Consider the following 12,635-nt stretch of genomic DNA (forward strand, 5'->3'; position numbering starts at 1 on the left):
ATCGCCCATACCCACCACAGCCCACCGCTGAGCGACCTTTCATAATTCTATTGGAACGGCATCATTTATATAGCGTTCAGCCGAGGTTTACGCTTGTCTCTTTTCTTGATTAGCGTGTGTCAGATTACACCGCACCCGTCATCATACCCTCAAGAACAGGTACGAGAATGATAGCGAGGAGGATCAGACCAAGACCAGCCATAAGCTGCTTCATGCCCTGAGACTTCGCACCGGGGTTATCGTTGCCGTAACCTTCGAGGAGGTTTACGACACCCCAAAGCGAAACACCGCCGCCGATAAGGCAGATGACGCTTTTGAGTACGGTGCAGGCAGTAGTGATAAAGGACGAGGTATCGACCTCGCCGGTGCCTGCTGCGAATGCCTGAGTTGCACAGGTAGATGCCATGATGCCTGCAACAGTGCAGAACATCGTTGCCTTCTTTGCACCACGGGTGAGCTTAGAGAGCCACTTGTGCTTAGGTGCAGAGGTAGTGGTTGCTGTCTCCATAGCGGTAGCATCGACCGCAGAAATATTCAGTTCGTTCATAGGTAAAAAGTCTCCCTCAAAATAAAAAAAGTAGTGTCCGCAGCTTCAACCGTTTCTCTTTTATTCGGTTTCTTCACTGTCCGAGTTAAAATCCGACATATATCTCTTTTTCGTCGGTTTCCTCAGAATTTTGTGTATCAGCGGTTTCTGTTTCTGTTGCTGATACTGTTGTAACTTCCTGTCCGGCGGCCGTCATATCAACACCATACCCCGTGAACTTTTCCTGTCGAGACAGTCTCAAACGCATCGCCTTTTGGTCACTCACAAATTTTTCGATGTTGAACCCCATCTCAGGATTATCGTCCAAGAGCATTGGATATTGCTTATGACGGGTAATGTCAAACTTGTCCGAGAAGAACGGACGCACTCCTCGCACCTGTAAGATACATTTACCGCCGTCCATGACCGCCAGTTCGTCCTGACTTTTCAGTTCTTTGCCGAGCTTCTGATAGTTCATACCGTAGCTTTCACTCTGACCTCTGTTAGTAGAAGTATTAAAGGAGTCGATTGTCTCTTTTCCGAGACTTTCACTGATCTCCTTTAATGTTGACTTCTCCTTGCCGCCCAAAAACAGCATCGTATCACAGTTGCCTTCGATCGTGTCTGCATTGTCTTTGTAGATAGCCTTTAGCTGGCTCTTAGCTTGCAAGATGATACTTGCCGATATTTCACGGCTTCGGATAGTCGCAATGAGCTTCTCAAACTGCGGTATTTCGCCAATATTGGCGAACTCGTCTAACAAACAGCGTACATGATAGGTCAGCTTTCCACCTGGGGAATTATCTGCTTTGGTGCAGAGTAGGTTGAAAAGCTGGGAATACATGATCGCTACAAGGAAGTTGAATGTGGCATCTGTATCGGAGATAATGATGAAAAGCGCACTCAGCTCGTCACCGAGCTTGTCGAGGTGCAGCTCATCGTAGGAGGTGATCTCCAAAACCTCATCTATTGCAAAAGGCGCGAGTCGTGTCGAACAGCTAATTAGGATAGACTTAGCCGTTTTGCCGGCAGCGAGCTTATACGCCTTGAATTGTTTGAGTGCAAAAGCACCCAAGCGCCGTTGTTCGGCATCGGGTTCTGTTTCAAAAAGATCGGCATAGTCTGCCATTACTTCGGGATCACTATGCTCTGTACCGTTCAGCCAACACTCTACAATTTCAAATTCAAGGTCTATCGCATTCTTGAACTCCTCATCGTCCTCACGGCATTCCGAAGCGTTTATCATATCAATAAGCGTTTCAAAATTCCATTGTTCAGGATCATACATCGCAAAGATAAGAGCGATATATGCCGTGTACAGGAGCTTTTCGGCTTTTACCCAAAAGTCATCGCCGGACGGCTGCTGAGAGGAAGAAGTGTTTTTTATCAAGACCTCGACGAATTTCAGAATGTCTTTTTCACGGTTCTTTTCGCTGATGTACGCAAACGGGTTGTAGTGCATCGACTTTGCAAAATCAATGGTGTTGAACACCTTGATCTTATACGGCTCATAAACAATCTGTCTCTTGCCGTCCTTGTCCACTGTATACAGCACCTCGCCGTTTTTGCCGCGCGCTGGGCGGCCCCGTGCAAGCATTTTTCCGCACTCGACCAAAACCGTTCCCTTCGGATCGGTAACTACATAGGAGGAGTGCATTTGCATCAGGTTCGGCTTCACGAAAAAGCGCGTTTTACCTGAACCTGAACCGCCGATAACGAGGATATTTTTATTTCTCGCATACTTCGGTTCAGAGGGCTTGCCCATAGTCAGAGATTCCGTTTTCGTGAGAATGACGTTGTTATCGGGATTTGAGCAGTCCATATACGGCTCAATATCCTTTTCACCGCCCCATACGGCAGAGCCGTACTCCTCTCCCTGACGGAATTTCTTCTTGTTTTTCGACTTGACATAGAGGACTAACCTCATTACACCCGCAAGAACCAAGCCGAAAAGAAGATCAAACGGGTGTAAACTGGGAAAGATTCGTGCAAACGCCACACCGAGATTGCTCATAAAGGGCAGGAGCTTTTCCTGAAATCCATTGCCCTCAGCGGTTCGGTACGCAAAGCCGATCAGGTTGCCCACATAAGAGAAAGCTACATAGGGAACAGCCTTGATGATCAGCTTTTTGAGCTTTCTGGTGTTAAGCTGCAATACGCAGTCTTATCCTTTCCGCAGTTATCGGCACAAAAGTCTGCCGTAAAAATATCATCGCCCCTTGCCCGTGGAACGGGTGCGGACTTGAAGTAGTCATAGATCAACGTCTGTTCTCCTATGTGCGATTCTTCGCACGGTTTTTCTCTCTCTGTTTCTGTTTACGAGGTCTGTTTGCCACCTTCTGAGCCTGCTGGTGCATCTGCTCACGGGTAAACTCGCCGCGCTTCTGCGATTTGCCCTGTCCCTTGCCGAGATACTCCGAAAATGCTCTCTTGAAATTCTCCGTTTTAGCAGCGGAGAAGAAAACATGATAGGTAGGCGGCTGGGTGCTTTTATCTCTTTTCAGAGCAAAATCCACATCGTATTTTCGTGCGGTTTTCAGGAAATCACCGATATTCCGGTCTGAAACCTCAATGCTGTCGAGCTTGGACGGGGACTTCGCCTGCAACTGCTTGTAGGTCATTCGTCCCTTTTTCTCCGCCTTACCCGACATAAACTCCTGCAAGGCAGATTTCAGCACATCGGCGGTCAGTTTCTCCGCCTTGATCGAAATATCTATGGTTTTCTTAGCACCGCTTTCGTAGTCGGACGGCATTACGCATCACCGCCCGTGATCTCATAAACGGCATACGCCTCGGTCGAAAGCCAGTCATGAAGGGCTTTGAGTGCATTATCTGCTTCATCGGGCGTGTCATAGATACCCATAGGAATCTTGTTGCCAGCGGTATCCGTGCCGATCATTTCAAAATCGGGCTTGATCGTGCCGTTTTCCTCGTCAATTTCGGCATCATCCCAATTTGTTTCAACGCCGATCTTCACGATGTTGGCATAGTTCAGGAACTCGCCAAACTGCGTAACGATAGTCTTAGCCATTGTCCTCACCATCCTTTCCGTAAAGCTCTGAGAGCTTGTTGTGATACTCCTCCTGCGTTTCATCGAGATCGCAGAAAACGCAGCTCAGAAGATTATAGCTGACCTTATCACCGAGCATATCCATAACGATAGCTTCAAATTCGCTATGAAAACGGTTAAAAAGTCCGTCTATCTCCTGAAAAGAAGGATTATCGGGCATAGTTACACCTCCTCATTGGTCTGCTGCGGCTTCGGATTGAAATATCCGGTCTTGAGATATACTACCCTGTCAGGGCAGTAATAGCGATGCTGTTTGCCCTCACCGCAGGGGATCGCATAACCGAAGTCAAGAACTCCGGACAGAATACCATTTTTCAGCGTAGTAATACCGATACCGCTTGCCCGTGCGATCTCCGACAGAGGAACATTTCTTCCCGTAAACACAAGATCATGCTCACTGATTCTCTTTGCACCCATAGGAACACCTCCCTTCGTAATCAGACAGCCCGACCGTACATCTCTGCCACAGCATTGTCAGCCCATCGGCTTTCACAGCCTTCGTTGAAATGATATGTCAGGACTTCGTTGTAGAGGGCGCTGATGAAATATTTGCGGAAATTCTTGATATTATCGACCTTTGCCATATTCACAAGGACATTCTCGACCATGTAAATATTAGCCCTAAGCATCTTGGACTTTATCACGCTTCTGGGGAAATTCGTACCTCTGAGCGTGGTGTACGGCAGAGTAGAGCATATTTCGTCAACGATAAAGCCGACGATATTATCTGCTTCTGCATAGCCGTCCCGACCGTCAACGGTCAGCCAGTCTCCGAGATAGCCGTAGCCGATGTTCTGTTTCACGACTTCCGTATAATACTCAACTTCTTCTGCGTTATATCCCTCGTTCGACTTTTCAACATTTTCACCGTTGAAAACTTGTGGAATTGCCGCAGAAGGAATGATAGAGGATTTATCACTCCGTAATTGATTTTTCTGTAATGTATTGTTGTTATTATATTGTCCGTGGTTTTCAGACAGCGGAGTTTCAGCAGACGGAATGTCCGGATACAGGTTTTCCACCCTCTGTTTTTCCCCCTCAGAAGAAATAGGCTTTTCAGCCCGACCGCCTGCACGTATCGTGATTGCCTTGCGTCTGGTCTCAGCTTCAAGCTCGTCAGCCTGTTCTTTGGTGACAGGCACATCGAAAAAGCTGTAAACGTACTCAAAGCAGTTGTGAACGCTCTCATTGGAGAGAAGCTGTGTGCGTACAAGGTAACCCATATCTATGAGCTTGTTTACAGCGTTATGAACCGCAGTCCTGCCCTCTTTGCAGATCGCTTTCAGTCCCGACATAGAGAAATGCCAGTAGTCAGGCAGAGAACGCACTTTGAGCAGCAAGCCGAGGAGCTTATTGGGAATCGTCTTGTTCCGCAGGAGAGCAGTGCTTACCATAGTAAAGTTGCTGTCCTTTTTGACACGATTCAGAACGGCGTTATCCACCGTAAAGGTTTCAAGCTCATAGTCATACTGAGGGATAGAGGTATCCTTCGCTGAATACTCATAGAACTTGTAGACCGTCTGTATCCTGCCGGTCGGGTTCTCATTCGGCATCTTTACCACGACTTCAAGGTAGCCCCACTCTTTCAGATCATTGAGGGCGCTGTCGATAGCTGTCTCACCGTCAGGGCAGATTGCAATCAGCCCTGCCTTTGAGAAGTTCCACTCCGGCGGCAAGTCCATAACTCTGCCAAGCAGACCGATAGCAGGACAGCCGAGATTGGTAGACCGCACGAAGCAGTTGCTCAGAACGGCATATCCGCTGAATTTATGTATCTCGCAGACGGTATCGTCCACGGTTTTCTTTTTCCTGTTGCGCTTGTCCATTTCCGTTCCTCCTCAGCTCATCTGCCGTAAACAAATTCCATGTTGGGGATATACAGCTTATTTACCGCATAAACGCAGCCATACGGCTTATCCACTTTCAGGAGAAACTTTCTGCCGTTCAGCTCGGATACAGCCTTCTTGATCTCATCACGGGTAAACATTGACAGTTCATCGTGTTCAGCCAGTTCATCGACCGTGGAATAGTCCTTATCGACCTTGTTGAGCATGACGGTAAGAACCTGTTCACAGGCACTTTCCTCGAAATGATAGTCTATTCTCGGCAAGCTGATTTTCGTAGGATTAGGCATAGAAAGACCTCCTTGACATAATTCATCTGAAATAAAAAAATCGCTCCTCATTTCTGAGAAGCGATGTACGGTATTCAATTTTGGGCATAAAAATAGCGGACAGCGCTTCTGTTATGAAACACCGTCCGCTATTGTCCATTATTCAGTTTGCTTTGTCAACAGGCTTTCTACCGTTTTAGGGTTGTTTTCGGTATCTACCAAGTTTCTACCAACTTTTGTGCTGTTGGGTTTCTACCGAGTTTCTACCAAAAATCTTCTGATTTGCGATTTTTACGATTTCCCGTAATAGCGCGGTTTTTAACTTTTCTACCGCCAAAAGCCCCGATTTTTCGGTGATTTGGCATCACTTGACGATAAATGACGATAAGTGGCGATAAAGTGGTGATACTATAGCATATTACAAGCAAAAAAGCAACATTAGTTTTATTCATATAATGTTTACAACTTTATTTTTACATAAAAACAGCGTTTTTGCGCAAAACTTACTTTTTGGTAACTACCTTACAAAAAAGTGCGTACTTTTCAAGGTAAAAACTTTGTGATATGATAAAGTCAAGGAAAGAGATCAAGCGCTTGTTCTTCCGAAAGTCAAATCCAAACGCAAAACTTTAGGAGGAATATATTATGAACAAAAATACATTTACATCTGTTAAGCTCGCAAAAGGCGAAGTGAACGTTTACGATTTCGGTGGCATAAAGCTTCACGCTTACAAGACCAACGATTTTATCGACAACGAAGTTTTTATCGTCGAGAAAAACGGCAAGGCTGTCGTTATCGAGTCACCTTGCTTCTTTGACAACAATACCGAGCTTGCAGACTATCTCAAGGACGTTGAGGTAGAAGGTATGCTGGTGGCATACCACGGCGCAGGCGCAACGTTCCTGCCTGACGTGCCTAAGTATGCAACACAGAACGCTGTGGAATATTCAGAAAACGGTGGTGGAAAGGCTCTTATCAACAACTTCACAGGCGCATTCGGCGATATTTTCGACAAGTCAGTTCACAAGATAACGAACGTTATCGGCGAGGGCAAGATCGCTATCGGCGGCATTGATTTTGTTATCAAGCAGACTTCTGAGGCATTTGACGTTGAGATACCTGAGATAAATGCAGTTTACACTCATATGCTCGGTCACGATTGCCACTCTATCGTTGCAGGGGCAGGTCACGCTGACGCAATAATTGCACAGCTTCGTGACTATATCGCAAAGGGCTATGACCTTATACTCACTTCCCACTACACACCTGAGGATCTTAAAGACGCTCAGACAAAGATAGACTATCTTGAAAACCTCAAATCCATTGCTGCAAACTGCACAAGCGCAGAAAGCTTCAAGGCAGAAGTCGAGAAGCAGTATCTAAACTACAGCGGCGGAAATTATCTTGACATGACAGCAGGGTTTTTCTTTAAATAACATACCTTATAGAAAATCAAAAGACTGCACATCGTCCCTGAATGGGTCGAGATGCAGTCCTTTTTATGTTATCAGAATTTTCTTGCTTCCGCCCTTTTAGAGATAAGATCTTTCCATGCAGAGGGGTGGAAAAGTATCAGCAGAGGGAAAAGCTCCAATCTGCCTGCAAGCATATCGAACATGAAAACGAACTTTGAAAAGACAGAGAAGTTTGAAAAGTTGCCTGTTGGACCTACCTCCGCAAGACCAGGTCCCATGTTATTGATGGTTGTCAGCACAGCAGTAAAGTTTGTTACAAGATCTTTACCATCAAATGCCACCATAAAAACTGATGAAGCAAAAATTATCACGAATGTTACGATATAAACATTTATAGAACGCACTATCTCATGCTCAACAGGTTTGCCGTCAAGGTTTACCTTGCGTATGCTCTTTGGGTGTATATAGGAGTGAAGCTCCTTTATCATTGTCTTGAAAAGCACGATCACTCTTGATACCTTTATACCTCCACCCGTACTGCCTGCGCAAGCTCCTATGAACATTATAAGCACAAGCACCGTCCGGCATATCTGAGGCCACAGATTAAAGTCAGTGCTTGAAAAGCCCGTACTTGTAATGAGCGACGCCACCTGAAATACTGATTTTGTAAGTGCGTCAAAAATGCTAACACAGCGGTCGAGGATATTTGCGAATATTATAGCTGTGGCAATGAGGATTATAGCAAAATAACACCGTACTTCCTCCATTTTGAATGCCTTTTTAAAGTGCCTGTATATAATATAATAGTATGCGTTAAAATTCACGCCAAACAGTATCATGAAAATGGCAACCACCCACTGCAAATATGGCGAATAGCTTCCTAAACTGTCGTTCTTGACTCCAAAGCCACCCGTGCCTGCCGTTCCAACGGCTGTACAAATACTGTCAAACACAGGCATTTTACCGATAATAAGGAAAATAAATTCCAATATGGTCATGCCAAAATAGATTATATAAAGTATCCTTGCGGTATATTTCATCTTCGGAACAAGCTTGCCCACTGATGGTCCAGGGCTTTCCGCCCTCATAAGATTTATATTTGAACCACCGCTCAGCGGTATGATAGCAAGCAGGAAAACTAAAACTCCCATACCGCCTATCCAGTGCGTGAAGCTTCGCCAAAAAAGTGCAGTATGAGAAAGCGCCTCAACATTGGTAAGGATCGAAGCACCGGTTGTTGTAAAGCCGGAAACTGTTTCAAACATAGCATCCGTGAAGCTTGGTATCTCTCCGCTTATCCAAAAAGGCATACACCCAACAAGGCTCATAACTATCCAGCTCAAAGATGTTGCTATACAACCCTCTTTGAGATAAAACACATAGTTTTTAGGCTTTTTCCAAGCCATTACCACACCAATAGCAAGGCACACAATGGCTGTTCCAAGATAATAAAGTCCCACGCCTTCCCCGTAAACCAGCGACACTATGCAAGGCAGAAGCAAAAAGCAGGCTTCCATTCGCATAACGTGTCCTAAAATATATCGAATGATCGAGCTGTTCATATTTCCTCCGCTATTTCAGAATATCAGTGATATCGTTAAATCCCGTATGAGTAGTGACGACCATTACAGTGTCGCCCCTCTCTATAGTATCCTGACCGCTCGGGATAATGATCTTGCCGTTTCGATTTATGAACGCCACCAGCAAATGTCTTTTTAAATCAAGAGCCTGTAGCGGTGTACCTGTGACCTCTGACTCCTGATCCACCTTGAACTCGATAGCTTCTACTCTATGATCGAACAAATGATAGAGCGTTTCGATATTGCTATCTCCCGATTCGTTCTTCGCACGGACATAGGCTATTATCGCCTCAGAAGTGATATATCTTGGATATACTACGCTTCCAAGGTCCAGTCTGCTTATAACGTCCTTGAAGTTTATTCTGTTTATCTTTGTGATGGTCTTAGCATTTGACACCTGTCTTGCATGAAGAGTGAGCAGGATATTTTCTTCGTCTATTCCCGTGAGAGCCACAAATGACTCCGCATACTCTATGCCCTCTTCCTTCAGAAGTTCCTCGTCAGTGCCATCACCGTTTATTATTATCGCCTTTGGCAAAAGCACAGTGAGATCCTCACAGCGCTGTCTGTCATTCTCGATTATCTTGACGTTGATCCCCATGCCAATAAGACGTTTTGCAAGATAATAAGCCGCCTTGCCACCGCCTATTATCATTGTGTTCTTCACCTGATTTGTCTTCACACTGAGATCCTCAAAGAACGTTCTTGAAAAATTTCTTTGGGTGCAAAATGAGATAACATCATTCTTTTTCATTGTGAAATCGCCGGATGGAATATATATTTCCCCTTCTCTCTCAACAGCGCATATAAGCAGGCTTGTTGCCGTTTTACGGCTAAGCTCAGCGATCGTAGTGCCGACAAGAGGATTGCCCTCAGGTATCTTATACTTTATAAGCTCCGCCTGACCATTCGCAAAGGTGTTTACCTCAAGAGCTGTTGGCAGACAAAGTATCCTTGCAGCCTCACGGGACGCCTCCATTTCAGGATTTATCACCATCGCAAGACCAAGCTTTTCTCTAAGATAGCCTATCTCCTTGCTGTAATCAGGCGTTCTTACTCTTGCAATAGCTGCACATTTTGCCACTCTCTTTGCGAGTGTACAACAAAGCAGGTTAAGCTCATCAGACTCTGTAACAGCAATTATAAGGTCGGCGTTCTCTATGCCGGCGTCCTGCTGAACGCTAAAGCTTGCACCGTTTCCTACGATGCCCATAATGTCATAAAGACTACTGAGTTCCTGTATCTTCTTTGCATTCTTGTCAACTATCGTGATATCGTGACCCTCTTTCACAAGCTGTTCAACAAGGGTCGTGCCTACTTTTCCGCAGCCCACAATGATAATATTCAAACCGCCTGCAGGCTTCTTTTGTTTACTCATATTTTTCCTCCAACCGAATGACATACTGCCATTCACAGCAGTTCTCTGCACTTCTTCTCTTCATTAAGCAGAGCCTGATCATCAAAAGCGTATAATTCCATATCATATAATGTATCACTATGCTGTTAATAATATGTTAAAGTATAGTAAAGATATTAATAAAACTTACGACGATTGCCAAACTCATTTTTCCAAATTAGCGATTTTCAAAAAAAGCACAAAAAAACTGTGCCGCCGATACATACCGACAGCACAGCTCAATTAAGAAAGAATGATTTGGAAGAATTACTCTACATTTTTGAGTGCCTCATCAAGAGGTACTTTCTTTACACGTCTTGTAAGTATGAACGCCACCACTGCATAAGCAATAATGCCGAACAGCGGAACTTCAACAAATATATACGCAGGAATGTAATATGGCAGCCAGCCTGAATACTGAGCGAAAGCAACTTTGAATATATACTTCAAAGTGACATTTACTATAGGAACAGACAGTAGCATTGAGGCTATAACGACTATGGTCGTAGTCGTTATATAAAGGCTGTTTATTTCCCTGTTGTTGTAACCCAGTATCTTTGTCATAGAAATAGACTGGCTGTTCTTTTCTATTATGACCTTTGAAAGAAGATAAACAATTAGCATGAACATTATAACACCCGCTGCAGCAAACATACTTATCATAGAACTCATAGACAGTATGAGCTGTCGTGATGTTTTTGTCAGGTCGTCTTTCGTTATAGTTGTCGCAATATACAGATCGTCTATATCCTTTATCTTTGTATTGGAGAAATAACCGTTAAAATACCCGTCCTCAAGTTCAAAGGTCTTTATGAAATCGCTGTCTGTCAGATAAACTGCTATAGTTGCAGGATCGTCATAGATACCCTCTACCTTAAAAGTGTATTTTTTATCTCCGTAAGACTCTTTCAGCGTCACTTCATCGCCGATCTCTATGTTATACTTCTGAGAATAACCATCAGAGATAAACGCTCCGCCGTCTTTTATATCTGCATGAACGAACTTGCTGTTTTCTTTAACTCCGTAAATTGTTGCCGTTTCCTCTTTTAGCTTGTCATCGACAGTTTTAAGAGAGCCTGAACAATATTTCTCTACACCCTCTGTTTTAGTTTCAGCAGGCATTTTCAGCACATACTGATATTTGCTTATCATATTATCTTCTATTATATCCTGATAATGAAGAAGCATAGGCTCCATGCCAAGGCCAAAGAAGATGATAACATTGGCAAAAAGAATGCCAACAAACACTGTAATATAGTTAGGAATGTTCTGGAAGATGACTCTAAGTCTGAAACGCTTTAATATGCCTATCCTTGTGTTGAGCTTAAAAGCCTTTTTCTTCTGACGCTTTTTAAGATCACGCCTTAAAAATTTAAGCGGTGAAAGACTTAGTTTATTTACAAGCATTACAAGGTTTATTACGAAAAGTATTATAAGAGGAACTACTGTCGTCTTTATAAACGCATCTGCGTTCCAGATCGTTTTGTATGTTGGCAGACTGTAGCTTCCATAGTACGCTTTGACCGCAAAATCCTTAAAGCAGGTGTAACCAAGTATGTTGCCTACAACGGCAGATACAAGCACGACTATCATAGGCGTTGCAAGATAATGTCTAACAAGCTCGCCCTTTGTGTAGCCTGAGGCTCTGAGCGTACCTATAACGTTTGCTTCTTTTGCAATAGTGTTTCCCGTTGTTATAGCAAAAACAAATGCGATTATGACCATAACAAGATAAAGAAAAACTGCTATCATCGTGTTATCGCCCTTTATATCGTCGCCTGTAAAATGTATCGCCTGATTTGAGTATTCCGGAATAAACTGAGTGAGCATTGAGATTCCATTTATATGCTTCATGACCTTCTCAGCCATATCCTGAGCTTCCTCGTCGTCTGCCGGGGTTTTATCATATTTCCACGAGTAGCTGTAATGAAGATCAGCCTCACCATAATCGTCAAAAAGCGTATCGGTAACGATTGCTACACCGAACTTCAAAGCGTCAAACATCATATCAGATGGATTAGAATACAGTGCGCTGTAATCTGAAAGTGCAACAAGACCTGTTATCTTAAGCTTCTTTCCGCCGACCGTCAGGCTGTCGCCGACTTTAAGCTTGTTATTGTCAGCATACATTCTGTCAATAGCGATCTCGTCATCAGCAGAAGGAAGCTCACCGTCCATTATACATATCTTGTCAATATCCTTACGATTTTTGAAAAGCCTGATAGTGCTGTCAACTTCTTTTGTTTCTTTGTCAAGATAAAAATTTTCGTATACCTTTATCTTCTCCTCACCGTCCTCTATCTTCTTGATAGCATCATCATCGGCTTTTTGAAGAAGTTCAAAATTTCCGCTTTCGATATTGTATTTCTCAAAGCTTTCGTCATAAGCAACAGACATACTGCCTGCCGCAACAAGAAAGCCTGATACTATGCCTATCATCATTGTGATGAACAAAAATAGAACGATGTATTTTCCTATTTCGCCCTTAAGCTCTCTGGGCAAACGCTTGATAAGAGGGTTTTTCATGCTGCCCC

The 12,635-nt window shown here is 44.0% G+C and carries 12 protein-coding genes; 1 reads left to right on the top strand and 11 read right to left on the bottom strand.

Features of this window, described 5'->3' with window-relative positions:
• Positions 1 to 124: 124 nt before the first annotated feature.
• From DW015_RS13730 to DW015_RS04915, 8 genes are all read right to left on the bottom strand, one after another.
• Positions 125 to 340: a Maff2 family mobile element protein gene (locus DW015_RS13730; protein WP_117904712.1), complete on the bottom strand. Its 216-nt coding sequence runs from the start codon at positions 338 to 340 to the stop codon at positions 125 to 127.
• Positions 341 to 632: 292 nt separating this feature from the next.
• Positions 633 to 2,681 (bottom strand): VirD4-like conjugal transfer protein, CD1115 family, encoded by a 2,049-nt coding sequence (locus tag DW015_RS04885; protein WP_117904603.1) that lies wholly within the window; start codon positions 2,679 to 2,681, stop codon positions 633 to 635.
• Positions 2,682 to 2,799: 118 nt separating this feature from the next.
• On the bottom strand, positions 2,800 to 3,279 hold the full coding sequence (locus DW015_RS04890) for a PcfB family protein (protein WP_117904604.1): 480 nt from the start codon (positions 3,277 to 3,279) through the stop codon (positions 2,800 to 2,802).
• The gene (locus DW015_RS04895; RefSeq protein WP_117904606.1) at positions 3,279 to 3,557 is read right to left on the bottom strand and encodes a hypothetical protein; all 279 of its coding nucleotides are present in this window, start codon (positions 3,555 to 3,557) and stop codon (positions 3,279 to 3,281) included. Before DW015_RS04895 ends, DW015_RS04890 begins: the two co-directional genes overlap by 1 nt.
• A complete protein-coding gene (locus DW015_RS04900) occupies positions 3,550 to 3,756 on the bottom strand; it encodes a hypothetical protein (protein ID WP_117904608.1) in 207 nt (68 codons plus the stop codon). Before DW015_RS04900 ends, DW015_RS04895 begins: the two co-directional genes overlap by 8 nt.
• Before the next feature lie 2 nt (positions 3,757 to 3,758).
• The gene (locus tag DW015_RS04905) at positions 3,759 to 4,013 is read right to left on the bottom strand and encodes a hypothetical protein (RefSeq protein ID WP_117904610.1); all 255 of its coding nucleotides are present in this window, start codon (positions 4,011 to 4,013) and stop codon (positions 3,759 to 3,761) included.
• A gap of 20 nt (positions 4,014 to 4,033) precedes the next feature.
• Positions 4,034 to 5,422 (bottom strand): DUF6017 domain-containing protein, encoded by a 1,389-nt coding sequence (locus DW015_RS04910; protein WP_117904612.1) that lies wholly within the window; start codon positions 5,420 to 5,422, stop codon positions 4,034 to 4,036.
• Between the two features lie 17 nt (positions 5,423 to 5,439).
• Entirely contained in the window at positions 5,440 to 5,730 is a 291-nt protein-coding gene (locus tag DW015_RS04915; protein WP_117904614.1) for a hypothetical protein, read from the bottom strand.
• Between the two features lie 624 nt (positions 5,731 to 6,354).
• On the opposite strand from DW015_RS04915, the gene DW015_RS04920 reads away from it, so the two are divergent.
• Positions 6,355 to 7,146, top strand: coding sequence for a hypothetical protein (locus tag DW015_RS04920; RefSeq protein WP_117904616.1), 792 nt, complete (start codon positions 6,355 to 6,357; stop codon positions 7,144 to 7,146).
• A gap of 71 nt (positions 7,147 to 7,217) precedes the next feature.
• Here the strand turns inward: DW015_RS04920 and DW015_RS04925 are convergent, their stop codons facing one another.
• The 3 genes from DW015_RS04925 to DW015_RS04935 all read right to left on the bottom strand — a co-directional run bounded on the left by DW015_RS04925 (position 7,218) and on the right by DW015_RS04935 (position 12,627).
• The gene (locus tag DW015_RS04925; protein WP_117904618.1) at positions 7,218 to 8,687 is read right to left on the bottom strand and encodes a TrkH family potassium uptake protein; all 1,470 of its coding nucleotides are present in this window, start codon (positions 8,685 to 8,687) and stop codon (positions 7,218 to 7,220) included.
• Between the two features lie 10 nt (positions 8,688 to 8,697).
• On the bottom strand, positions 8,698 to 10,083 hold the full coding sequence (gene trkA / locus DW015_RS04930) for a Trk system potassium transporter TrkA (RefSeq protein ID WP_117904620.1): 1,386 nt from the start codon (positions 10,081 to 10,083) through the stop codon (positions 8,698 to 8,700).
• A 285-nt stretch (positions 10,084 to 10,368) separates the two neighbouring features.
• Positions 10,369 to 12,627, bottom strand: a complete 2,259-nt coding sequence (locus tag DW015_RS04935) for an ABC transporter permease (RefSeq protein WP_117904622.1) — start codon at positions 12,625 to 12,627, stop codon at positions 10,369 to 10,371.
• Positions 12,628 to 12,635: the final 8 nt, after the last annotated feature.

Source organism: Ruminococcus sp. AF37-20 (genome assembly GCF_003460465.1).
Lineage (GTDB): Bacteria > Bacillota > Clostridia > Oscillospirales > Ruminococcaceae > Hominimerdicola > Hominimerdicola aceti.